Here is a 22,243-nt window from a genome sequence, read left to right on the forward strand (position 1 = left end):
TGGAGCTCCGCCGCGCTACAGCTCCGCGTAGACCGCCGAGGCGTCGTCGTGCCGCTTGTACCGGGCCGGCGGCCACGACGGGTCGGACTCGATGGCGCGGACCCGGCCGATCAGGCCCTGCGCGCCCTCCTTGCGCAGCACCGCCAGGCACTCGGCCCAGTCGCCCACCCCGAACGTGTCCGTCCACCGGCTCGCCCCGTCCGTGAGCGCAGCCACCGCCCGCACCTGCCCGCGCGGGGTGCGCCCGGTCACCGCCCGGGCCGCCACCGCCGGGTCCGCGGCGGCCGTGAAGAAGCCGCCCTCCGCGTTGCGCAGCGCGTCCGTGGCCGCCACCGAGCGCCGCACCTCCCCGGGCACCCGATCCAGCCGGTCGTCGAGCACCGCCATCACCTCGCCCCCGGGCGCCTGGAGGAGCAGGACGGAGTCCGAGAGCACGAGGTGTTCCACGTAGGCCTCGTCCCACCGGACCACGACGACCGTCGCCTGCGGCGTGCGCACGTGAGAAAGGTCACACGTGTCCCGGTGGGCGTCGGCCGTGGCGCGGACGGACTCGGCCAGAATCCCGTCCAGCGGCATGTCCCGCCGCGATCCGGACAGTTCGGTCAATCGGCCGCCGAGCCGGGCCGCGAACCACGGAACCCCGTGCACGCAACCGTCCTCTCCGCCCGGCGGGGTGACCCCGTCCAGCGCGACCAGGACGCCGCCGCCCGAGGCGGGGATCGCGGCCGACACCCAGTCCTCATTGGGGCGTTCTTCGCTGCCGGCGGCCGAGGCGAGGTCGATGCGCATGCCACCATTCTGCGGGGCGGCGGCCGCCCGCACGCCCAGGTCCGTACCAAAACGGAAGGGCGCGGCCCGGCCCGTAAGGGCAGCTCCGGGGCGGCCCGCACGCGTCCGGAACGGGCGCCGGCACGCGGGCGGACATGTGGGCGGGCATCCTGCCAAAGCCCGCATCGATCTTTCAACCACCTGTCCACGGAGGCGCTCTGGGGCAGGGTGCCCGAGTTGGTCGCCAACTCATCCGTGATGTTCACTCGTTCGAGTGGCCGGGTGGGCGATGTGCGGCTCTCTCCCCAACACGCTGCAAAGGTCTGAGGCGGTACGAGGGGGCAGGGGGCGTTTACTTGTTGACCGGCCGTTACCTCGGCCACACGAGTAGACGAGCACAAGCACACGTACAGGATTGCGAGCACCGGTGCAGAAGAAGCGGTCTCGGAAATGGGGGCACCTCCCGGCGGTAGCCGGGGGAGGCACCGCCGCCGACGGCCCGGCCCCCGCAGGACGCCGCGTCCGCGTGCGCCGCCGGCTGGTCGTCGGCGTCGCTGTCGCCGGCCTCACCGTCCTCGCGGCAGGCACACCCGCCGTCGTCACCGCCGCGAGGGAGCTGAACGACTCCCAGCGGCTGGTCACCCTCGCCGAGCAGACCGGCCAGATCCTCACCGTCGCGCACGTCCTCGCCGACGAGCGCGACGCCGTGGTCGAGTACGCCGCCAAGGGCCGCCCCGGCGGCGCCGCCAAGGGCGCCCTCCAGGAACGCATCCTGCGCACCGACAGGCAGATCGCCGAGGCCGCGACCGAGGTCGACGAACCCCTCGGCACGGCCCTCGCCCGCGTCGCGGCCGTCCGCACCGAGGCCGTCGACGGCAAGGGCACCGCCCTCGCCGCCCACCAGGCCTACAGCGGCGTCCTCACCGAACTCCTCGCCCCCGGGGGCCGGCTCGCCGAGCAGACGCCGCCGCGCGCCGAGGCCGCCCTCACCACCACCCGCCCGCTCGCCCCGCTGGGCCAGGCCGTGGAGCAGGCCTCGGCCACCCGCGGACTGCTGCTCGCCGCGCTGGCCGTCCCCCGCGGCGACCAGCCCCCGGGCTCGGCCGCGGTCGACGAACTCACCACCGCCGCGCAGCGTTCGCGCGTACGGGAAATGGCCGCACTCGACGACTTCGCGCGGGCCGCGCGGCCCGACGTGCGCCAGACCCTCACCGCCACCGTCACCGGCCCCGAGGTCAAGACGGCCGACGACTTCCTCAAGCGGCTCACCGACCGGCCCACCCTGACGCCGGCCGACCGCAAGACCGACGGCGCCGCCGTCGGCAGCGCGCTCACCGCCCGCATCGACCGGATGCGGACCGTCGAAGCCACCCTCGCGGGCCAGCGGGCCTCCGCCCTGGCCTCCCTGCGCGACGACGACGTGACCCGGCTCGAAACCCTCGTCGCCCTCCTGGGCCTGCTCTTCCTGGTCGCCGTCGGCGTCACGACCGCCGTCGCGCGCTCGCTGACCCGGCCGCTGTCGGTACTGCGGCGCGGCGCGGCCCGGCTGGCGACGCCGGAGGGCTCGGTGGAACCGGTGCGGTTCACCGGCCGCAACGACGAGTTCGCCGAGGTCGTGCGGCACCTGAACGCGGTCCGCGACCAGACGGTCTCCCTGCACACCCGGATCGCCGGACTCGACGCCGACCGCCGCCGGATCATCGGCCGCAACGAGGCGCTGACCGCCGGCCGGGACGTGCTGGAGGAGGAGCTGAACAAGCTGCGGGCGGGACTGGAGGAACACCGCCGCGTCATGTCGACGACCTCCGTCTCGCTGTCGCTGCGGACCCTGGGCCTGGTCGAGCGCCAGCTCGCCGTCATCGAGGAGCTGGAGTCCAAGGAACAGGACCCGGACCGGCTCGCGACCCTCTTCAAGCTCGACCACCTGGCGACCGTGATGCGCCGCCACAACGAGAACCTGCTGGTCCTGGCCGGGCAGGAACACGGCCACGGCCAGGTGCTGCCGGTACCGCTGGTCGACGTGATGCGGGCCGCCGTCAGCGAGATCGAGCGCTACGAGCGCGTCGACCTCGCGGCGCTGCCCTCGTACACCCAGGTCGCGGGGCACGCGGCCGACGACCTCTCGCACGTGCTCGCCGAACTGCTGGAGAACGCGACGACGTTCTCGCCGCCGGACGTCAAGGTGAAGGTGTCCGGCTGGACGCTGGACTCCGGCGACGTGGTGCTGTCCGTCGTGGACGAGGGCATCGGGGTCACCGGGGACCGGCTGGAATCGCTGAACTCCCGGCTGTCCACGCCCGAGGCGTACGACGAGGAGCCCGAGGCCGACCACGGCCTGGGCCTCGGCCTGTACGTGGCCGGACGCCTCGCGGCCCGGCACGGGGTCACCGCGGAGCTGCGCGCCGGCCGGCACGGCGGCACCGAGGCCCTCGTGGTCGTCCCGGCCGCGCTGCTGCCCGCCACCCCGCCGGTCTCCCCGGTCCACACCCTGGCCACGCCGGGCGCACCCGCGTTGCACCTCCCGGGCGTGATCGCGGAAGCCAACGAGAACACCCTCCAGCCGCGCCGCCGAGGCACCCACGCCGCCCCGGACCCCACCGCCGAGGCCACGCCCGACGCCGCTGCCGCCGACGCGGTCGCGGTGGCGGTCGCGGTGGCGGAGCCTGCCGATCCGGCTGCGCCCGCCGCCGACGTCGCCGCCGCGGAGCCTGCCGTCCCCGCTTCCCCGGCTGCCGAAGAGCCCGCCGCCGAGGCTTCCGACACCGCCGTCACCTCTCCCGACACGGAGCCGGAGACGGCCTTCCCCGTGCCCGCCGGCACGGTGGCCCCGGTGACCCTGGCCGAGGCCCTCGCGGGCCCCGCCCTGCCGGCCGACGCGGAGGCCCCCGCCGGGACGGCACTGCCCCCGGCCGAGCAGATCTTCACGGCCGCGCCGCCTTCGGAGGACGCCCCGGCAGGGGGCGACCGCGCCGCGGAGGCCACCGCGGAGGACGCCTGCGCAGAGCCGGACCGCACGGCCGAGCCCCCGGCGGCGGACACGCCCGCAGGGCCGGACCTCACCGCCGAGCCCCCCGCAGGGGACACCGCGGGGGAGCCGGTCCCCGAGCCCCACTCCCACACCCCCGCCGAAGGCAACTGGCTGCCCCGTCAGGGCAGTCACCCCGCAGACCCCGCCGACGCCGTCACCGACAAGGGTCTGCCGAAGCGGACCCCGCGCACCGTCACCGCCGGGCGCGCGGACGACGTACGGCCGCCCGAGCCACCGCGCCGGATCGACGCCGACGAACTCCGGCGCCGGCTCGGCGGTTTCTACCAGGGAGCCCAGGACGGGCGACGCGTCGTCGCCGCCGAGCTCGCCCAGGACCAGGCGCAGGCGCAGGAGCAGGGGCACGGGCAGGGGCACAGCAAGACCGACCAGGGGGACACCGCACAGGAGGCACGCACATGACCGCGCCCAGTACGTACGGACTGAGCACCCAGGCCCGCAACCTGCAGTGGCTGCTGACCGACCTGGTCGAGGAGGTACCCGGCGTCAACTCCGTCGCCGTCGTCTCCTCGGACGGGCTGCTGCTCCTGTCCTCCGACCCCGCGACGGTCGGCGCGGGCGATCCGCCGGCCGAAGCCAGGCCGAAGGGCCCGCGCGGCGCGTCCGCCGACCTCGCCACCATCGTGTCGGGTCTCGGCAGCCTCACCACCGGCGCCGCGGCCCTCATGGAGAGCGGCTCCGTCAAGCAGACCATGGTGGCGATGGAGCACGGTTCCGTCTTCGTCATGGCCATCAGCGACGGATCACTGCTGGGCGTGCACGCCACCCCCGACTGCGACATGAGCGTCGTCGCCTACCACATGGCCCTGTTCGTCGGACGCGCCGGCCACGTCCTGACCCCCGAAGTCCGCAGTGAGCTGCGCCAGTCGATGGAGAACACCTCGTGAGGAGTACGGCCTCCGACCGGCTGCCGATACGCGGCGCCGACCGCCGCCCCGCCCGCGTCCGCCCGTACTCGCTCACGGGCGGCCGCACCCGCTTCACGCAGGTCCTGAACGTCGAGACCTTCGTCGCCGCGCTGGAGACGAAGGCCTCGGAGCCGCAGAAGCCCGACCGCATGCCCGAGATGCCCGCCATCGTCGAGGTCTGCCGCCGCATGCGCACGATCGCCGAGATAGCCGCGCTGCTGAAACTGCCGCTCGGCGTGGTCCGCGTGCTCGTCAGCGACCTCGCGGACCAGGGCCGGCTGCGGGTCTACGGCACCGGCCACGGCACGGGCCGTCCCGAACGCGCGCTGCTCGAAAGGGTGCTCAGTGGTCTCCGCCGTCTCTGATCAGCCGGTACCGCCGGCCGTGGACGACGAGCCCGTCCAGCCCTGGCAGTACGACCGTTCCCGTGCCCCCGTCGCCGTCAAGGTGCTGGTCGCCGGCGGCTTCGGCGTCGGCAAGACCACCTTCGTCTCCTCCGTCTCCGAGATCACCCCGCTGCGCACCGAGGCGGTGATGACCCAGGCCAGCGTCCCCACCGACGACCTGTCCGGCACCCCGGACAAGAACACCACCACCGTCGCGATGGACTTCGGCCGCGTCACCCTCGACGACGACCTCGTCCTCTACGTCTACGGGACCCCGGGCCAGGAGCGGTTCTGGTTCATGTGGGACGACCTGGTGCGCGGGGCCATCGGCGGGCTCGTGCTGGCCGACACCCGCCGGCTGCGCGACTGCTTCCCGGCCCTCGACTACTTCGAGAGCTGCGGGCTTCCGTACGCCGTCGCCGTCAACCACTTCGAGGGCTCGCAGTCGTACGAGCCCGAGGACGTGCGCGAGGCGCTCAGCGTCCCGCCCCACGTACCTGTCGTGATCATGGACGCGCGGCGTCGGCACACCGTGGTCGAGTCCCTGCTGGCCCTGGTGGGCCACGCCCTCGACACGACTCCCGAATAGGCCCGCGGGCCCCGTGACCCGCGGGCCCGCAGGCCCGCGCGCCCGTATCCCCGTGTCCCGTAAGCCCGTAGCCCCGTACTCCCCCCGAATCGAGAACGTGAGATGCGCAAGATACTCGTCGTCGGAGCCGGTCAGTCCGGTCTCCAGCTCGCCCTCGGCCTCCAGTCGAAGGGGTACGAGGTCACCCTCATGTCCAACCGGACGGCGGACGAGATCCGCACCGGCCGGGTGATGTCGACGCAGTGCATGTTCGACACGGCGCTCCAGCACGAGCGCGACCTCCGGATCAACTTCTGGGAGCAGCACGCCCCGAAGATCGAGGGCCTCGGCGTCTCCGTCGCCGGCCCCGACGCCGGCCGAGCCGTCGACTGGCTGGGCCGCCTCAAGGGGTACGCGCAGTCCGTCGACCAGCGCGTGAAGATGGCCGGCTGGCTGGACACCTTCGCGCAGCGCGGCGGGCAGCTGGTCATCCACGGCGCGTCCGTCGCCGACCTCGACTACTTCTCCCGTACGTACGACCTGGTGCTGGTCGCCGCCGGCAAGGGCGAGCTGGTGTCGATGTTCGGGCGGGACGCCGCGCGCTCCCCGTACGACGCGCCGCAGCGCGCGCTGGCCGTCTCGTACGTGCACGGGCTCGGGCCGCGCGCCGAGCACCCGGAGACGGAGGCCGTGCGCTGCAACCTCGTCCCGGGCGTGGGCGAGCTGTTCGTGATGCCGACCCTGACGACCTCGGGCCGGGCGGACATCCTGTTCTGGGAGGGCCTCCCGGGCGGTCCGGTGGACGCGTTCAACGGGATCAAGGACCCGGCGGAGCACCTGGCGCTCACGCTGGAGCTGATGGAGAAGTTCACGCCGTGGGAGTACGCGCGGGCGACGAAGGTGGAGCTGACGGACGCGGGCGGGACGCTGGCGGGACGTTACGCGCCGGTGGTCCGCAACCCGATCGGGCGGCTGCCCGGCGGCGGACTGGTGCTGGGCGTCGCCGACGTGGTCGTCGCCAACGACCCGATCACCGGCCAGGGATCGAACTCCGCGGCCAAGTGCGCGGCCTCGTACCTCTCCTCGATCCTCATGCACGAGGAGAACCCGTTCGACGAGGCGTGGATGAAGGCGACCTTCGACAAGTTCTGGTTCACCACGGGCAAGCCGGTGACCCAGTGGACCAACGCCATGCTGGGCGTCCCGCCGGAGCACGTGCTCAACCTGATCGGCGCGGCCGGGCAGCTGCAGGCGGTGGCGGATCGATTCGCCAACGGCTTCGACAACCCGGCCGACTTCGACGCGTACTTCTACGACCCCGAGGACGCGGCGGACTACGTGGCGGAGGTCGCCTCGTCGGTGGCCGCCTCCTCGGCGGCCCCGGCCGCGGGGGCCTCCTCCGACGAGTAGCCGCTGTCGCCGTCCCCCGCCGTGCCCGCCGTGCCCGTCGCGTCCGCCCCGGGCAGCGGCGGGGGAGCGAACTCCGCGAGCGGGGTGCCGCCGGGGTCCGGGCGTACGGCGCCGAGCAGCGGATTCGCGGCGAGGGGAGACACCTTCACCTTCGCCCCCGGCCGCGGCGCCTGGATCACCTTGCCCTCGCCCACGTACAGGGCCACGTGCGTGGCCTTCGGGAAGTAGACCACCAGGTCGCCCGGGCGGAGCTGGTCCAGCGGCACCTTCGGCAGCTGCGCCCACTGCTCCTGGCTGGTCCGCGGGATGGTGCGCCCGGCGTGCGCCCAGGCCTGCGAGGTGAGCCCGGAACAGTCGAAGGACCCCGGGCCCTCGGCGCCCCAGACGTACGGTTTGCCGATCTGGGCCGCCGCGTAGGTGAGGGCGGCCCCCCCGGCGGCCGTGGGGGTGCCCGTACGCGCGGGCAGCCGGCCCGAATCCAGCAGAGCGCGCTGCGCGGTCGCGGTGTTCTTGTCCTCCTGCTCCCCGAGCCGGGTCAGCTGCTCGGGGGTCAACGAGGCGAGCACCCGCTCGACTTCCTTGAGCTGCGCCGCGACCTCGTCCTTGTGGAGCTTCTGCCGCGCCGCCAGCGTCTGCCGCGCGTCCAGCGCCTTGCGGGCCCGTACGGCGAGTTCGTCGGCCTTCTTCTCGCCCCGCGCGAGCCGGCCCAGTACGCCGGCCCGCCGCGCGCCCTCGCGGGCGGTGAGCAGACGCTGGTCCAAGGCGGCCTGGGGGGTGCCGGCGAGCAGCATCCGGGCGTACGGGGAGAGGCCCCGGGTGCCCTGGTACTGCTCCCGGGCCAGCTTTCCGACCAGGGCCCGCTCGGCGTCGAGGGCGGTACGGGCCCGGCCGAGGTCGGCGGCGCGCTGCCGCTCCTCCTCCTGGCCGGCCTTGAGGGCGACCTCCGTGGCGTTGTACGCCTCGGTGGCCTCCTCCGCCTTCTGGTACAGCCCCTGGAGACGGGTGAGCAGGACCCCGACGGACTCCGCCTCGGGTCGGGCGGGCTCGGCGCCGGCCCGCGGGACCGGACCGGCGACGAGGAGCACTGCGGCGATGCAGGCGGCGCGAAGCGGCCGATGTGACATGGGATCACCTCCGAGGCGGCCGATGCTGCCACGCCCGGTATGACAAATCACCCAACGGAGCGGCCGGTCGCGGACCGGCCACCCGGTTGGGGGAGCCGTCCACCAGCACGCCTGCCGAGCCCCCCGCCGCAGAACCACCCACCCGCGGTCAGCGCCGGAGCGCCTCGGCCCGGGGCCAGCGGCGGAGCCCGGGGGTCAGCGGCGGAGCCCGGGGGTCAGCGGCGGAGCGCCTCGGCCGGCTGGATGCTCGCGGCGCGCCACGCCGGGTAGAGCCCGGCGAGGAGGCCCGTGACCAGGCCGATCGCCGGCGCCGCGGCGACCGTGCCCAGGTGGATGACCGGCGTCCAGTCGCGGGCGACGGCGACACCCACGACGGTCATGGTTCCCAGGGAGGTGCCGACCAGGCCGCCGAGGGTGCCCAGGGCGCCGGACTCGGCGAGGAACTGGAAGGTGACGTGCCGCCCCCGCGCGCCGAGCGCACGGCGCAGACCGATCTCGCCCGTGCGCTCCAGGACGGCGACCAGCGTGGTGTTGGCGATGCCGACCGCCCCGATCACCAGACAGATGGTGGCCAGCAACAGGAACAGCTGATTGAGGTCGGAGGTGACGCTGCCGCGCAGCGTCTTGGGGTCCGGCGGCGGGATCACTTTGAGGTATTCGGGGTGGTCGGGGCGCAGGGCGAGGGCCGCTTCTCCGGCGACCTGGGTGGCCGCGCCCAGCTCGGTGGAGACGAGCATCTTGGCGCGGTTGCCGGCGCCGGGCCCTCCCCAGATCTTCTCCGCCGCGCTGGAGGGGATGACCACGGAGAGCAGGAGGTCGGCCTTGCGGTCCACGTCGTCGACGATGCCGATGACGGTGAAGGGCTGCCCCTCGATGAAGACGGCGGGGCCGGTCTCCAGGGTGGTGATCCCGAGACGGGAGGCCATGCCGGAGCCGATGACGGCGACCTGTTCACCGCGGTCACCGGCGAAGCGGTCGAAGGTGCGGCCGGTCTTCAGCCGGGTCCCCGCCGCCGCCAGGACGCCGGGGGAGGCGGCCACCACCTGCATCTGCTGGGCGGGCGCGTCGACACCCGGGGGCGCGGAGCGGACCGAGGCCCCACGCAGGGATACGGTCCAGTACACGCCGGCCGCCTTGACCCCGTTGAGGGCCCCTACGCGGAGGTCGGCATCGGGCGGGAAGGCGTTCGGGGTGATGACACCCCTGGTGGCGTCGCCCTCTCCCGCAGTGTCCTCGACGTTGACCTCGGTGGCCGTCAGCTCGTTGAACCGGGCGTCGATCTGCGAGGACGTGGTCGCGGTCAGACCGAGGATGGCCACGAAGGTGCCCACACCGAGGATCGTGCCCAGAGCGGTCAGCGCCGAGCGGGCCGGGCGCTGCAACACCCCGGCGAGGGACTCGGAGAGCAGGTCGGCCGCGGAGAAACGGGACGGGGGAATCCCCCGGGTGCGGCGGCGGGTGATCGCTCTCATGTGCCCACCCGCACCGTCTCGCTCAGTACGCCGTCGCGGATGGAGACGGTCCGCTGCCCCCGCCGCGCCACCTGAAGGTCATGGGTGATGACGAGGACCGTCATCCCGTCCGCGTGCAACTCGTCCAGGAGTTCCAGGATCGAGCCCGCGGTGACGGTGTCCAGGTTTCCCGTCGGCTCGTCGCACAGCAGCAGCGAGGGCTCGGCCACCAGCGCGCGGGCGATCGCGACGCGTTGCCTCTCGCCCCCGGACAGCCGCGTGGGCAGGGCGTCGATGCGGTGCCCCAGGCCCACGCGGACCAGGGCCGCGCGGGCTCGACTGCCGCGCTCCTTGCGCGGGGTGCCGTTGTAGACCATCGCCAGCATCACGTTCTCCAGTGCCGAGCGGTGCGGCAGCAGGTGGAACGCCTGGAACACGAACCCGATCCGCTGCCCGCGCAGCGCGGTGCGGTCCGCGTCCCGCAGGGTCCCGGTGTCGATGCCGTCGAGGAGGTAGCGGCCCGAGGTGGGTGCGTCGATCATCCCCACCACGTTCAGGAAGGTCGACTTCCCGGAACCGGAGGGGCCCACGATGGTGGCGTACTCGCCCCTGGCGAGGGTCAGTTCGCAGTCCTTGAGCGCGGCGACCGGGGGCGGCCCCGGGTACGTCAGCCCCACGTGCTCCAGACGGATGACGGGTGGGGCCGTACCGGAATCCGTACCGGGACCCGTACCGGAATCCGCGTAAGGCTCCGTGCCGGTCTTGGAGAGGAAGCTCACCGGCTCGACCTCGCACCCGCACCCGCGCCGGCGCCGGACTTCTCGCCCACGAGGACCTTCTCGCCCTCGGCCAACTGCCCGCCCGCGGCCGCCGAGACCTCGACGAACCCGTCGGCCGACATCCCCGGGGTCACCTCCACCCGGCGTCGCGTGCCGTCGCCGGCCACCACGGTCACCGACGTGCGGCCGTCGGCTCCCGCGGAGATCGCCGAGACCGGCGCCGCGAGGACCGGCCCCGAGGAGGCCGCCGCCTCCACCGTCACGCGCACGTCCTGGCCCGCCAGTGCGACGTCCAGCGCGCCGTCGGGCTTGACGATCATCAGGTAGCCCTGGGCGGAGCCGGCGGCCCCGCCGCCCTGCGCGCCGTCCTGCCCGCCGCCCGGAGCCGGCGGCGGGGCCGGGGCATCCGCCACCGACAACACCGTGCCGCTCGCCGTCACACCGCTCAGCTCGGACAGGACCTGCACCTTCTGGCCCGGCCGGACCATGCCCTTCTCGTGCTGGGCCAGCATGCCGCGTACCACCAGGTCCCCGGCGGAAACGGTGAGCAGCTTTTCCCCCACCGTGGCCCCCACGGCCGCGGTCACGGCGTCCACCCTCGCCGGGAAGCCCTTGAGGAAGACCACCTCGCCTGCGGGAACCATCGGCCCGGCCGCCGCCTGTACTTCGCTCAGCTTGGTCCTGGCCTTCGTCAGGTCCTGCGCCGCGTAGTCCATCGTCCGCCGGGCCTCCTTCACCGGATCCGCGCCACCGCCACCGCCGGAGGCGGTACCGCCCGTGGCCGCACCGGTCTTCGGGTCGGGGGACCTGCCGGCCGCGGGCCCGGCGGCGGAGCCCTCCGTGGCGCCCGGCGCGGGGGTGGCCTGCCCGGCCGCCCCGCTCTTCGCCCGTTCCCATGATTCCTTGGCCGCGGTGAACGCCCGGTCCGCCTGCGTGACGGCGGTCTGCGCGCCCTCCACCTGCTCCTTGTCCTGGGGGCCGGCGGGAACGACGTCGTAGCCGATCGCGGCGTAGAAGGCCTGCACCGCCGCCTTCGTACCGGGACCGAACGTCCCCTTGGCGTCCGAGCCCGTCTTGTGTCCGAGCGCGGCCAGCGCCTGCTGCAACTGCGCCACGTCCTGCCCGGTCGCTCCCGGCTTCAGGTCCCGGTACACCGGCAGGGTGCCCTGGAGGGCGAACACGGGACGCCCGGAGGTCTCCACGAGGACCTTGCCCGGGGCGACGGTCTCCCCGGCCTTCACGTTCACCTTGGTCACCACGGGCTTGGCGCCGCCACCGGCCGCGCCCGCTGCCGCCCCGGTCACCTGCACCGACTGGTCCGCGGTGACCGTCCCCCTGATCGTCACCGTGTCCTTCAGCACCCGCTTCTCCAGCGCAGCCGAGAGCACCGAAGGAGCGGGCGCCGACTTGTCCGCGGCGGCCTGTGCCGGGGACTTGATGAACGAACCCACGCCGACCCCGGCCGCGGAGAACAGGGCGGCGGCCACCACCACGGCCCCGAGCACCTTGCGGCGCCGGTTTATACCCGACGACGCCGGTGGATCGTTGCCTTCGGCCGCCGGCATCGCCATCAGCTCCGGCTGCCCGTCCACCGGGTGCCGCGTCACGTCATTGGCGTCAGGCTCCATCAAGATCCCCTCCCTGACCAGTGTTCACTTCGCGTCGGGCGACTGGTCGCCCGCAATGGAGACGGAGCCCGCGTCGTACGGTCCGGCTCGCCGGATCCCTACTGCTTGCCCCGCAGGACCTCGTTCGCCCTTTCGAGCACCTGGGTCCACTCGCCCTGGCCTTCGCGGAGCTTCTCCGCGTCGCTCTCGATGAGGCCCTTCTGGTAGGCGGCCGTCACGACCGCCCTGATCTGGACGTACTGCGTCACGCGCTTACAGGTGGCATCCGCTGCCGCCGCGGTCTTCTCCTGGGTCGAGGAGGGCACGCCGCCCTTGCCCAGCAGGACCTTGTCGGTGGCCGCCGCCATGGGGTCGGGGTAGGTGAAGCCGGCGTCCTTCATGCACTTGCTCCACTCGGCGTTCACCGCTCGTACGCGGCTGTCGTTCATCGACCTGGCGTGGGCCTTGTCCTGGAGCCCGCGAACGTACTGGTAGGCCGCCTCGGACTTCGACGTGGAAAGCCGCTGCCGGCTCTTGCCCTCGCAACCGAGTTCCTTCTTCTGCGGGTTGCCGAAGTACGCGGCCACGGCAGCGCTGGACAGCTCGGCCGGAGGGGGCGTGTTCGCCTGACCGGCGGCCTCCGCAGACGGGGGCACCTCGTATCCGTGGAGCTTGGCCCACTCGAGGTCGATCACGCCGTACTCGGCCTCGGTCGGAAGATTGACGCCCTGCTCCCGCGGCTGGCCGGGCCAATCCACGCCCTGCTCCTTCATGCATTCCCGATCCAGAATATCGAGGGCACGGAACAGCTGCACTCGGTCGGCCTGGGGAATGTACGCATCCAAGGGCATGGACAGGGTTCCGCCGGGACGAAGGGCGGCTCCTCCGATATCGAAGCTGATCGGCTTGGAGGGATCTCCCGGTGCTCCGACAACGCCCGACGGGATGGAGGGCTCCTCGATCTCGTCCTTCTTCGTCTTCCCGGTCCCGCCGCATCCGGCGATTGCGATCGAGGCGACAAGAAGGGGAATTGCGTAATGACGGGACTTCGCCCTCATTGTCGAGCGCCTTTCGTGGGAGTTCATTCGTGAATTGTGTCCATTTCCATCCGGAGTCCAGAGGATAGCACTCGTGATCTTGTGCGTCGCGGAGGTTTACGCCGTGGTGGCCGTGTCGACTCCCCAGTTCGAAGGGGCAGTTGCGTGAGCATACGGTGCCACTGGTACGCCAGATCGCCGGAAAATATGCCTGATGGGATGATGCGGCCCATAGCGGACAAACCATCCTTATTTGCGAGGACGGAAAAACGGATTCATAGCGTCCGCGGCGCGTTCCCCCTGGTTAAAACGATCTTGCTGGCGTGGGATGGTCGTGCTAAATTCCCGAAGCGTTCCAGGGGCCTTTCTTGCGAGGTCCCAATCGATCCACAACAAGCGGGGGTATTTCGGATGGTTGCGAAGCGAGTTCTGTCGGCTGTCGGCACAATGGCGGCCGCGTCGACGCTCATAATCGGAGTGGCAAGCTCCGCTACGGCTGTCGAGGCCGGGCAGGTTTCATGGGAGAACGTGGCCACGGGAAAGTGTCTCCTGCACAATGGCAGCAACCCTTACACGGGGCAGTGCTGGAGCAATAACCTGTGGGTTGACACGCGCACCGATGACGGCGTGACCTGGAATGAAACGAACGCCACCCAGGGCAAGAACCTCGACAGTGATGCGAGTGGCGACGTGTACGAGCTGGCGCCCAACTACAACAACTGGCAGCGCTGGTACGAGCTCAAGGACTCCAAGGGCTGGTACCTCCAGAACAAGGCGACCGGTCGCTGCCTCGACAGCAACAGCGGGGGCGATGTCTACGCCCTCGGCTGCAACGGCGGCAACTACCAGCACTGGAAGTAGTTCACTCCGGCTCGTGGTGCCCCCGGTGCCACGAGCCGTAGCGCCGTGGTCTCCACAGCCGCCGTGGCGGTCGCCCTCACCGCACCGTCCGGATCCAAGGACGGGCCGAGTGGGGCGGCCGTTCCGGCGGCGCCGCGGCCATTTCCGCCGACGGGAGGCCGTCCTCGCGGAGGCGTGCCCCGCCCCAGGGCGCAACAGGGCCGACAAGTTCGGCCCCGGCGTGACCTGCGCGGCCCCCGTGCCGGCTGGACCACCTGGCGCTGCGATTCGTCTGCGAGACGGCGGGAGTTGCGCCGCCGAGTCCGTCCGTCCCCGGGTGCGTCCACCCGGCCGTGGCGGGCCTCGCACTCGCCGCCGCCGTCTGCGCGGTCTGGCCCCGCGCGGCGTCAGCCGCGCAGGAGGCGGGCCTTGGCCTTCCCGAACTCCTCCGGGGTCAGCAGGCCCTCGCGGGCCAGGTCGGCCAGTTGCCGCAACTCCGCCACCAGCGGAGTCGACGCGGTCGGCGCCGGGCTCGGTGGCGGGCTCGTCGGCAAGCCCGCCCGGATGCCTTCCTCTTCTCCCGCCGCGCCCTGCTCCGCACCCTGCGCGGCGTCCACCGGCTCCGGCTCCTCCTCCGGTTCCGCCTGCGGTCCGCCCGGGGCCTCCGCGGCCCGGACCGCCCGAGCCGGCAGGTCCCCGCGCGCCGCCCCGCCGCCCGGGCCGACCGCGCCCGTCGTGTCAGCCGCCGCCCCCGCCGCCCGGGCCAGCAGGCCCCGTAGGAGCGGGTGCCCCGCCGGCCGCTGCGCCGGCCGGACCGTCAGTCCCATCGGCCGGATGAACATCAGGCCACCCCCGCCCGGTGGTCCGCCGGGACCCGGTCCGGCGGGATGCGGACCGAGCCGACGATCCGCCCGCCCGCCGCCCGTACGGCGAGCGCCGCGTCCTCGGCCCAGACGTGCTCGACGAGCAGCAGCAGCGCGCAGCTCCCGCGCTCCAGCAGACCCGCCGCCTCCTCCACGTCCTCCGGTCCGATCAGGCGTGCCACGTCCCGCCCCGTCAGCAGTCCGTGCAGTTCCACGAACTCGTCGAACTCCGCCGCGAGCACCTCGCCCGAGGCGGTCCTCGTCGCCACGAGACCGTCGATCAGCCGGACCACCCCGGTCTTGCGCAGCCCCATCACGGCCTCGATCGCCGGGACCCGCAGCTGCTCCTCCGGGAAGGCGAGGACGATGAATTCCACGGGTCCCATACGCCTCGGCTCCTCACGCGTGACCGTTTTTGACGACTCTTCGGCACACTATGACATAAGCGGACATACCATCCGTCTGCTTGCTACGTTTCGCGTATGACCGCTCTGACGGCGAAGGTGACGGAGCCCGCGCCCCCGCCCCCCGACGCCCGCGCCCCCAAGCGCCGCGGCGTCGAGCTGACGCTCCTCGCCGGCGCCGTCCTGGTCTGCGTCCTCGGCCACCTCTACGTCGGCCTCGCCACCACCGGCCACACCCCCCGCCTCGCCGCCCGGTACGCCGGCGGGCTCGCCGCCGCCGCGCTCCTCGCCCACCTCGCCGTCCGCATCAGGGCCCCGTACGCCGATCCGCTCGTCCTGCCGATCGCCGTCCTGCTCAACGGCCTCGGGCTCGTCCTCATCCAGCGCCTCGACGCGACCACCCCAGGCCACCTCACCGCCGGCGACCAGCTCCGCTGGTCCGCCCTCGGTCTCGCACTGTTCGTCCTCGTCGTCGTCCTGCTGCGCGACCACCGCGTGCTCCAGCGCTACGCGTACCTGTCGGTGGCCGCCGCCCTCGTCCTGATGCTGATCCCTGTCTTCTTCCCGGCGGTCAACGGCGCGCACATCTGGATCCGGTTCGCCGGACTCTCCTTCCAGCCCGGGGAGTTCGCCAAGATCCTGCTCGCCGTGTTCTTCGCCTCCTACCTCGCCGCGAACCGCACCGCCCTCGCCCTCACCGGCCGCCGGCTCTTCTGGAAGCTGCGCCTGCTCCCCGGCCGCGTCCTCGGCCCGATCCTCGCGATCTGGCTGCTCAGCGTCGGCCTGCTCGTCCTGGAGCGCGACCTGGGGACCTCGCTGCTGTTCTTCGGACTGTTCGTGATCATGCTGTTCACCGCCACCGGACGGATCGGCTGGATCGCGATCGGGCTGCTGCTCGCCGCCCTCGGCGCGTACGCCGTCGGGACCTTCGAACCGCACGTGCACGGCCGCGTGAACGACTGGCTGAATCCTTTCGCCTCCATCGAGCGCGGCGAAGGCCCCGGCCAGCTCGCCCAGTCCCTCTTCGCCTTCGGCGCCGGCGGCCTGCTCGGAGCCGGGCTCGGCCACGGCCACTCCTTCCTCATCGGCTTCGCCGCCAAATCGGACTTCATCCTCGCCACCGCCGGCGAGGAGCTCGGCCTCGTCGGCCTCACCGCCCTCCTGCTCCTCTACGGACTCCTCGTGGCCCGCGGCTTCCGCGCCGGGCTCGCCCTGCGCGACCCCTTCGGCCGACTGCTCGCCACCGGGCTCGCCTCCATCGTCGCCCTCCAGGTGTTCGTGATCGCGGGCGGAGTCACCGGACTGATCCCCCTCACCGGCATGGCCATGCCCTTCCTCGCCCAGGGCGGCTCCTCCGTCGTCACCAACTGGATCATCGTCGCCCTGCTGGTCCGGCTGAGCGACAGCGCCCGCAGACCGCGCCCCACCGAGGAGCCGGCCCCGTGATCCGCTACATCCGCTGGTGCGCGTACTTCTGCGCGCTGCTCCTCGTCGCCCTGCTGGTCAACATCGCCCGCGTGCAGGTCTGGGAGTCCGCCGCCTACGGCGCGAACCCGGCCAACAAACGCCCCGCCATCGAGCGCTACGCGAAGCCGCGCGGGGACATCCTCGTCGACGGGCGCCCCGTCACCGGCTCCCGCGACAGCGGCCAGCTGCTGCGCTACGAACGGACCTACACCAACGGCCCGCTCTACGCCCCCGTCACCGGCTTCTCCTCCCAGACGTACGGGACCAGCTTCGTGGAGCGCGCCGAGGACGCGGTCCTGTCCGGCACGGACCCCGGCCTCTCGGCCTTCCCGCTCTGGTACGACCTGGCCCGCGGCCGCCCGGCCGGCGGGAACGCCGCCACCACCATCCGCTCCGGCATGCAACGGGCCGCGTACGCCGGACTCGCGGGCAAGCGCGGGGCGGTCGCCGCCGTCGAACCGGCCACCGGGAGGATCCTCGCGCTGGTCAGCAGCCCCTCGTACGATCCGGCGGAGCTGTCCGGGACGGGCGCGCGGGTGAAGGCGGCCTGGGCCCGCCTGAACGCGGACCCGGCCAAGCCGATGCTCAACCGGGCACTGCGCGAGACGTACCCGCCCGGCTCCACCTTCAAGATCGTGACCGCGGCGGCCGCCCTCGACGCGGGCGTGGTCACCGACGTGGACGCGCCGACCCGGACGCCCGATCCCTACCCGCTGCCCGGGACCAGCACCCTGCTGCCGAACGCGGCCACGGGCTGCGAGGACGCCTCGATGGCGGACGCGGTGCAGTGGTCCTGCAACACGGTGATGGCGAAGATCGGCGTCCAGGTCGGGCTGCGCGCGATGGTCGAGGCGGCCGGCCGCTTCGGTTTCAACACGGACGGCCCGCGGGTGCCCTCCTGGGTGTCCCGCTCGAACTTCGACACCGACATGAGCCAGGACCAGCTGGCCCTCTCCGCCATCGGGCAGTTCAACACCAGGGCCACGCCGCTGCAGATGGCGATGGTCGCGGCGGCGGTCGCCAACGGCGGCGAGCTCAAGTCGCCCTACCTGGTGGAACGCACCACCCAGGACGACGGCTCCCCGGTCCGGCGCGGGGAGCAGCGCAGTCTGGGCCGGGCGATGAACCCGGCCACGGCGCTGCGGATGCAGGACCTGATGGTGAAGGTGGTGGAGAACGGGACGGGCCGCAACGCGGCGATCCCGGGCGCGGTCGTCGGCGGCAAGACCGGCACCGCACAGCACGGCGTCGGCAACGCGGGGACCCCGTACGCGTGGTTCATCTCCTGGGCCAGGGCGGAAGGCTCGCCGCTGCCGGCGGTGGCGGTGGCGGTGGTGGTCGAGGACGCGGCGGCGGACCGGGGGGACATCAGCGGCAACAGCGCGGCCGCGCCGATCGCCCGGGCGGTCATGGAGGCCGCACTACCCCACCCCTGACCCCGCCGGGCTCCGCCCCGCACCCCGCGCCTCAATCGCCGGCGAGACCGTGTTTGCGCGGCGCAGCTGGAGGGTGCGGCTTACAGATCGGGGCTCCGCCCCGGACCCCGCGCCTCAAACGCCGGCGAGGCTGGATTTGTGCGGCCCAGAGGCAGCAGGCGGGTCGGGTGGGGTGGGGGTGGGTGTGTGTCGGGGTGATCCCCGCAGGGTGCCGAACGCACTGCCGCCGAGGTGTCCGACCTGTCGTCACGTTCGGCGCCCGAGGAGACGCCCCGGCGCGCGCCCGCCCCCACCCCAACCGACCCCCACCCCGACCCCGCCCGAGCGGCGCAGCCAACGGGCGCCCGCCCCCACCACAACCGGCCCACGCGGCGCAGCCAAAGGGCGCCCGCCCCCACCCCAACCGACCCCCACCCCGCCGACCCCGCCCAGCTCCCGCCCTGGCCCCCGCTTCGACCCGAGCCCCGACTCAGGCCCGACTCCGGCCCGGCCTGGCCCCCGCCCCGGAGCCGCCCCCTCCCGCCCAGCCGCGGCACCGCATGCCGCGACCTAGCCAGAGGCGTCCCGTACCGCCGCCTCGACCTCCGCCACCCGCAGCGCCTCCTCGGCCGCGAACCGCTCCCGGTCCAGGACCTCGGCGATCTCCTCGTCCTGACTCATCAGCAGGTCCAGGTTGGAGTCGCCCATCTCGAAGACGCCCATGTCCACGTAGGCCCGCTGGAGCCGTTCCCCCCACAGCCCGATGTCCTTCACGCACGGCACGATCCGGCTGAACAGCAGCCGGCGGAACAGGTGCACGAACTCCGACTGCTCGCTGAGCTGCTCCGCCTCCTGCGCCGGGATGCCGAAGTTCTCCAGTACCTCCACGCCGAGCAGCCGGTCCCGCATCAGGTGGCAGCCCTCGATCACGAACTCCTCGCGCTCGCGCAGCTCGGCGTCCGTGAGCTGCCGGTAGTAGTCCCGCAGGGCCATCCGCCCGAAGGCCACGTGCCGGGCCTCGTCCTGCATCACGTACGCCAGGAGCTGCTTGGGCAGCGGCTTCGCCGTCGTGTCGCGGATCATGCCGAAGGCGGCCAGGGCCAGCCCCTCGATGAGCACCTGCATGCCCAGGTACGGCATGTCCCAGCGGGAGTCGCGCAGGGTGTCGCCCAGCAGTCCCTGGAGGCTGTCGTTGATCGGGTACAGCATCCCGACCTTCTCGTGGAGGAAGCGCCCGAAGATCTCCGCGTGCCGGGCCTCGTCCATGGTCTGCGTGGCGGAGTAGAACTTCGCGTCCAGGTCCGGCACCGACTCCACGATCCGCGCCGCGCACACCATCGCGCCCTGCTCGCCGTGCAGGAACTGGCTGAAGTTCCAGGCGGTGAAGTGTCGGCGCAGCTCGCCCTTGTCCTTCGCGGTGAGCTTGGCCCAGTGCCGCGTCCCGTACAGCGGCAGGGCCTCGTCGGGGGTGCCGAGCGGATCGTACGGGTCCACCTCGATGCCCCAGTCGATGCGCTTGGCGCCGTCCCACTGCTTGTCCTTGCCCTTCTGGTAGAGCGCGAGGAGCCGCTCGCGGCCGTCCTCGTACTCCCAGCTGAAGCGGGCGGAGCCGGAGGCGGGGACCTGCCAGACGGCCTCGCCCGGGTCCTCGGTGTAGAGCTCGTGCGTCGACACTGACGCCCCCTCGTCTCACGTACTGCCGTGCGGGACCGGACAGTTGGCAGGGTCACACGTTGGTAGACACGGGGTCAACAAGTCGTGCGCGGGGGATTGACGACCTTGCTGACAGGCAGTCTCATAAGCATTGACCGCCGGTAACTCGACCACGAGGTGTCCGAAACCATGACGACCGTGACCGAACGAGCCGCGCTCAGGGACGCCCTCGGCCTGCTGAAGGACCGGGAGCAGATCGCCGAGCGACTGCTCGAATCCTCGGCCAAGCACTCCTTCGACCCCGACAAGGAACTCGACTGGGACGCACCCACCGTCGAGGGCAAGTACTACTGGCCGCCCGAACTGCTCTCCCTCTACGACACGCCGCTCTGGAAGAAGATGGGGGAGGAGCAGCGCATCGACCTCTCCCGCCACGAAGCCGCGGCGCTCGGCTCCCTTGGCATCTGGTTCGAGATCATCCTGATGCAGCTGATGGTCCGGCACATCTACGACAAGTCGCTGACCAGCAACCACGTGCGCTACGCCCTCACCGAGATCGCCGACGAGTGCCGCCACTCGATGATGTTCGCCCGCATGATCAAGCAGAGCGGCAGCCCCGAGTACCCGGTCTCCCGCGTCAACCACAACCTCGCGCGGATCCTGAAGACGGTCTCCACCACCCCCGGCTCCTTCGCCTGCACCCTCCTCGGCGAGGAGATACTCGACTGGATGCAGCGCCTGACCTTCCCGGACGAGCGCGTCCAGCCGCTGGTCCGCGGCGTCACCCGGATCCACGTCATCGAGGAGGCCCGGCACGTCCGGTACGCCCGCGAGGAACTGCGCCGCCAGATGCTCACGGCCCCGCGCTGGGAGCAGGAACTCACCCGGATCAGCTGCGGCGAGGCCGCCCGCGTCTTCTCGCTGGCCTTCGTGAACCCGGCCGTCTACGACAACGTCGGCCTGGACCGCCGCGAGGCCGTCGCCCAGGTCAGGGCCAGCGGCCACCGCCGCGAGGTCATGCAGACCGGCGCGAAGCGGCTCACCGACTTCCTCGACGACATCGGCGTGCTGCGCGGGGTCGGCCGGAGGCTGTGGAAGAGCTCGGGGCTGCTGGCGTAGGCCGTACCGGGCGGCCGGCGCGCACGGTGACGGGCGCGGTGTCGGGTCGGCGCCGGGCGGTGGAGATGGCCCGGACCGGGCCCGGCCGGCGCCCGTGCGGCTACCCTGCGGTCATGACCGTACGCGCCTACCGCAGGCTCAGCGTCGAGGAGCGACGAGCCCAACTCCTCGACGCGGCCCTCTCGCTGTTCGCGCACCGGGCGCCGGAGGAGGTCTCGCTGGACGACGTCGCGGAGGCCGCCGGGGTCTCGCGCCCGCTCGTCTACCGCTACTTCCCGGGCGGCAAGCAGCAGCTCTACGAGGCGGCCCTCCGCTCGGCGGCGGACCTCCTCGAACTCTGCTTCGCCGAACCCCAGCAGGGCCCGCTGACCCAGCGCCTGGCGCGGGCCCTGGACCGCTACCTCGCCTTCGTCGACGAGCACGACGCCGGCTTCGCCGCGCTCCTCCAGGGCGGCAGCGTCGTGGAGACCTCCCGCACGACGGCGACGGTGGACGGCATCCGCCGGGCCGCCGCGGACCAGATCCTCGTCCACCTGGGCGTCGCGGCCCCCGGCCCCCGGCTGCGCATGATGGTCCGTACGTGGATCACGGCGGTCGAGGCGGCCTCCCTGATCTGGATCGACGAGGGCAAGCAGCCCGAGGTCGAGCGGCTCCGGGACTGGCTGCTGGACCAGTTCATCGCCCTGCTGACGGCCACCGCGGCCACCGACCCGGAAACCGCGGCGGCCGCGCGGGCCGCGCTGGCGCTGGAATCGGCCGACGGGCCCGTCGGGGTGCTGGCCCGCCGCGTGATCCCGGTGGTCTCCGAGGCCGCCCACCTGCTGTGACACTGGTGGGGTGAGAAGCCAACCGACCCCGTTCGAGGGCGGCCCGATGGACGGCCGGGTCCTCCCGGTCCTCCTCGGCCTGACCGGACACCCCCCGAAGTGGTACGAGATCCCCGTCCCGGTGCCGGACGGGCCGCCGACGGTGCTGCTGTACGAACGCGTGCCGGCCGGGTACTCGAAGCGCCTGGGCCTCCAGAAGGGCTGGAAGTACGAGTTCCGCCCCTCGGGCCACAAGCCGAAGCTCCGCTGGCCCTGGACCAAGGCCCCCCGCCCCTGACCCCGCTCCGGGTCGGGTCGAGGCCGGGCCGGACGCGGCTGATCGGGGTCGGCTCGGGTCGGGCCGGGCCGCTTCGGCTCCACCAGGCCGGGCACGTCTTGGTCGGCCCACGGTAGGCGCCGGGCGCGCGCCGGTGCGTCTCCTCGGGCGCCGAACGTGACGAGGGGTCGGAGGGCTCGGCGGCCGTGCGTTCGACGCCCTGCGGGGATCACCCCGACACACACACCCGGCCCCGACCGCGCCCCTCCGGCACGGGCCGTGTCGGGCGGCAGGAAGGTTGCCTGGTCGGGCCAC

General features: G+C 72.8%; 20 protein-coding genes. 11 read left to right on the forward strand and 9 right to left on the reverse strand.

Translation table 11 applies throughout. From position 1 onward, the window contains the following. Nucleotides 1-15: 15 nt before the first annotated feature. Nucleotides 16-789 (reverse strand): hypothetical protein, encoded by a 774-nt coding sequence (locus ACFYP3_RS08845; RefSeq protein ID WP_388828943.1) that lies wholly within the window; start codon nucleotides 787-789, stop codon nucleotides 16-18. A 505-nt stretch (nucleotides 790-1,294) separates the two neighbouring features. Between ACFYP3_RS08845 and ACFYP3_RS08850 the strand changes: the two genes are divergently transcribed. The 5 genes from ACFYP3_RS08850 (at nucleotide 1,295) to ACFYP3_RS08870 (ending at nucleotide 7,086) form a co-directional block, all read left to right on the forward strand. Continuing rightward, nucleotides 1,295-4,216, forward strand: a complete 2,922-nt coding sequence (locus ACFYP3_RS08850; protein ID WP_388828946.1) for a nitrate- and nitrite sensing domain-containing protein — start codon at nucleotides 1,295-1,297, stop codon at nucleotides 4,214-4,216. Beyond that, complete coding sequence (locus ACFYP3_RS08855) at nucleotides 4,213-4,701, forward strand: roadblock/LC7 domain-containing protein (RefSeq protein ID WP_388828949.1); 489 nt, start codon at nucleotides 4,213-4,215, stop codon at nucleotides 4,699-4,701. Before ACFYP3_RS08850 ends, ACFYP3_RS08855 begins: the two co-directional genes overlap by 4 nt. Beyond that, a complete protein-coding gene (locus ACFYP3_RS08860) occupies nucleotides 4,698-5,087 on the forward strand; it encodes a DUF742 domain-containing protein (protein ID WP_365475131.1) in 390 nt (129 codons plus the stop codon). Before ACFYP3_RS08855 ends, ACFYP3_RS08860 begins: the two co-directional genes overlap by 4 nt. Next, nucleotides 5,068-5,697: an ATP/GTP-binding protein gene (locus tag ACFYP3_RS08865; protein WP_030709770.1), complete on the forward strand. Its 630-nt coding sequence runs from the start codon at nucleotides 5,068-5,070 to the stop codon at nucleotides 5,695-5,697. The genes ACFYP3_RS08860 and ACFYP3_RS08865 overlap by 20 nt, the downstream gene beginning before the upstream one ends. 102 nt (nucleotides 5,698-5,799) lie before the next feature. Further along, nucleotides 5,800-7,086: a styrene monooxygenase/indole monooxygenase family protein gene (locus ACFYP3_RS08870; RefSeq protein WP_388828953.1), complete on the forward strand. Its 1,287-nt coding sequence runs from the start codon at nucleotides 5,800-5,802 to the stop codon at nucleotides 7,084-7,086. Here ACFYP3_RS08870 and ACFYP3_RS08875 read toward each other — a convergent pair. The 5 genes from ACFYP3_RS08875 to ACFYP3_RS08895 all read right to left on the reverse strand — a co-directional run bounded on the left by ACFYP3_RS08875 (nucleotide 7,011) and on the right by ACFYP3_RS08895 (nucleotide 12,805). Next, on the reverse strand, nucleotides 7,011-8,210 hold the full coding sequence (locus ACFYP3_RS08875) for an NlpC/P60 family protein (RefSeq protein ID WP_388828956.1): 1,200 nt from the start codon (nucleotides 8,208-8,210) through the stop codon (nucleotides 7,011-7,013). The two genes, ACFYP3_RS08870 and ACFYP3_RS08875, sit on opposite strands and share 76 nt — an antisense overlap. 215 nt (nucleotides 8,211-8,425) lie before the next feature. Beyond that, on the reverse strand, nucleotides 8,426-9,682 hold the full coding sequence (locus tag ACFYP3_RS08880) for an ABC transporter permease (protein ID WP_388828958.1): 1,257 nt from the start codon (nucleotides 9,680-9,682) through the stop codon (nucleotides 8,426-8,428). Further along, complete coding sequence (locus ACFYP3_RS08885; protein ID WP_388829027.1) at nucleotides 9,679-10,353, reverse strand: ABC transporter ATP-binding protein; 675 nt, start codon at nucleotides 10,351-10,353, stop codon at nucleotides 9,679-9,681. The genes ACFYP3_RS08880 and ACFYP3_RS08885 overlap by 4 nt, the downstream gene beginning before the upstream one ends. 83 nt (nucleotides 10,354-10,436) lie before the next feature. Continuing rightward, nucleotides 10,437-12,068, reverse strand: coding sequence for a peptidoglycan-binding protein (locus tag ACFYP3_RS08890; RefSeq protein WP_388829030.1), 1,632 nt, complete (start codon nucleotides 12,066-12,068; stop codon nucleotides 10,437-10,439). Between the two features lie 98 nt (nucleotides 12,069-12,166). After that, complete coding sequence (locus tag ACFYP3_RS08895; protein ID WP_388828960.1) at nucleotides 12,167-12,805, reverse strand: hypothetical protein; 639 nt, start codon at nucleotides 12,803-12,805, stop codon at nucleotides 12,167-12,169. Between the two features lie 906 nt (nucleotides 12,806-13,711). Here ACFYP3_RS08895 and ACFYP3_RS08900 point away from each other — a divergent pair. Continuing rightward, complete coding sequence (locus ACFYP3_RS08900; RefSeq protein ID WP_388828963.1) at nucleotides 13,712-13,945, forward strand: hypothetical protein; 234 nt, start codon at nucleotides 13,712-13,714, stop codon at nucleotides 13,943-13,945. Between the two features lie 386 nt (nucleotides 13,946-14,331). Here the strand turns inward: ACFYP3_RS08900 and ACFYP3_RS08905 are convergent, their stop codons facing one another. Then, nucleotides 14,332-14,766: an SHOCT domain-containing protein gene (locus tag ACFYP3_RS08905; protein WP_388828966.1), complete on the reverse strand. Its 435-nt coding sequence runs from the start codon at nucleotides 14,764-14,766 to the stop codon at nucleotides 14,332-14,334. Next, nucleotides 14,766-15,173, reverse strand: coding sequence for a DUF6325 family protein (locus ACFYP3_RS08910; protein WP_388828969.1), 408 nt, complete (start codon nucleotides 15,171-15,173; stop codon nucleotides 14,766-14,768). The genes ACFYP3_RS08905 and ACFYP3_RS08910 overlap by 1 nt, the downstream gene beginning before the upstream one ends. A 96-nt stretch (nucleotides 15,174-15,269) precedes the next feature. Between ACFYP3_RS08910 and ACFYP3_RS08915 the strand changes: the two genes are divergently transcribed. Further along, a complete protein-coding gene (locus tag ACFYP3_RS08915) occupies nucleotides 15,270-16,637 on the forward strand; it encodes an FtsW/RodA/SpoVE family cell cycle protein (protein WP_388828972.1) in 1,368 nt (455 codons plus the stop codon). After that, nucleotides 16,634-18,094 carry a penicillin-binding transpeptidase domain-containing protein gene (locus tag ACFYP3_RS08920; protein WP_388828975.1) on the forward strand — a complete coding sequence of 487 codons (1,461 nt, stop codon included), beginning with the start codon at nucleotides 16,634-16,636 and terminating at the stop codon, nucleotides 18,092-18,094. The genes ACFYP3_RS08915 and ACFYP3_RS08920 overlap by 4 nt, the downstream gene beginning before the upstream one ends. Before the next feature lie 549 nt (nucleotides 18,095-18,643). On the opposite strand, the gene ACFYP3_RS08925 is transcribed toward ACFYP3_RS08920, so the two are convergent. After that, nucleotides 18,644-19,747: a ferritin-like domain-containing protein gene (locus ACFYP3_RS08925; RefSeq protein ID WP_388828978.1), complete on the reverse strand. Its 1,104-nt coding sequence runs from the start codon at nucleotides 19,745-19,747 to the stop codon at nucleotides 18,644-18,646. Between the two features lie 168 nt (nucleotides 19,748-19,915). On the opposite strand from ACFYP3_RS08925, the gene ACFYP3_RS08930 reads away from it, so the two are divergent. The 3 genes from ACFYP3_RS08930 (at nucleotide 19,916) to ACFYP3_RS08940 (ending at nucleotide 21,949) form a co-directional block, all read left to right on the forward strand. Further along, nucleotides 19,916-20,845 carry a diiron oxygenase gene (locus tag ACFYP3_RS08930; RefSeq protein WP_362854632.1) on the forward strand — a complete coding sequence of 310 codons (930 nt, stop codon included), beginning with the start codon at nucleotides 19,916-19,918 and terminating at the stop codon, nucleotides 20,843-20,845. Between the two features lie 113 nt (nucleotides 20,846-20,958). Beyond that, a complete protein-coding gene (locus ACFYP3_RS08935; RefSeq protein WP_388828981.1) occupies nucleotides 20,959-21,672 on the forward strand; it encodes a TetR/AcrR family transcriptional regulator in 714 nt (237 codons plus the stop codon). 10 nt (nucleotides 21,673-21,682) lie between these two features. Then, complete coding sequence (locus ACFYP3_RS08940; protein WP_388828984.1) at nucleotides 21,683-21,949, forward strand: hypothetical protein; 267 nt, start codon at nucleotides 21,683-21,685, stop codon at nucleotides 21,947-21,949. The last annotated feature ends 294 nt before the right edge of the window (nucleotides 21,950-22,243 follow it).

The organism is Streptomyces sp. NPDC005533 (assembly GCF_042871845.1).
Taxonomy (GTDB): Bacteria; Actinomycetota; Actinomycetes; order Streptomycetales; family Streptomycetaceae; genus Streptomyces.

Coding starts and splice junctions, on each gene's coding strand:
- ACFYP3_RS08930 (WP_362854632.1), top strand. CDS start 19,916: ATGACGACCGTGACCGAACGAGCCGCGCTCAGGGACGCCCTCGGCCTG.
- ACFYP3_RS08890 (WP_388829030.1), bottom strand. CDS start 12,068: ATGGAGCCTGACGCCAATGACGTGACGCGGCACCCGGTGGACGGGCAG.
- ACFYP3_RS08875 (WP_388828956.1), bottom strand. CDS start 8,210: ATGTCACATCGGCCGCTTCGCGCCGCCTGCATCGCCGCAGTGCTCCTC.
- ACFYP3_RS08845 (WP_388828943.1), bottom strand. CDS start 789: ATGCGCATCGACCTCGCCTCGGCCGCCGGCAGCGAAGAACGCCCCAAT.
- ACFYP3_RS08905 (WP_388828966.1), bottom strand. CDS start 14,766: ATGTTCATCCGGCCGATGGGACTGACGGTCCGGCCGGCGCAGCGGCCG.
- ACFYP3_RS08855 (WP_388828949.1), top strand. CDS start 4,213: ATGACCGCGCCCAGTACGTACGGACTGAGCACCCAGGCCCGCAACCTG.
- ACFYP3_RS08880 (WP_388828958.1), bottom strand. CDS start 9,682: ATGAGAGCGATCACCCGCCGCCGCACCCGGGGGATTCCCCCGTCCCGT.
- ACFYP3_RS08915 (WP_388828972.1), top strand. CDS start 15,270: ATGACCGCTCTGACGGCGAAGGTGACGGAGCCCGCGCCCCCGCCCCCC.
- ACFYP3_RS08910 (WP_388828969.1), bottom strand. CDS start 15,173: ATGGGACCCGTGGAATTCATCGTCCTCGCCTTCCCGGAGGAGCAGCTG.
- ACFYP3_RS08870 (WP_388828953.1), top strand. CDS start 5,800: ATGCGCAAGATACTCGTCGTCGGAGCCGGTCAGTCCGGTCTCCAGCTC.
- ACFYP3_RS08935 (WP_388828981.1), top strand. CDS start 20,959: ATGACCGTACGCGCCTACCGCAGGCTCAGCGTCGAGGAGCGACGAGCC.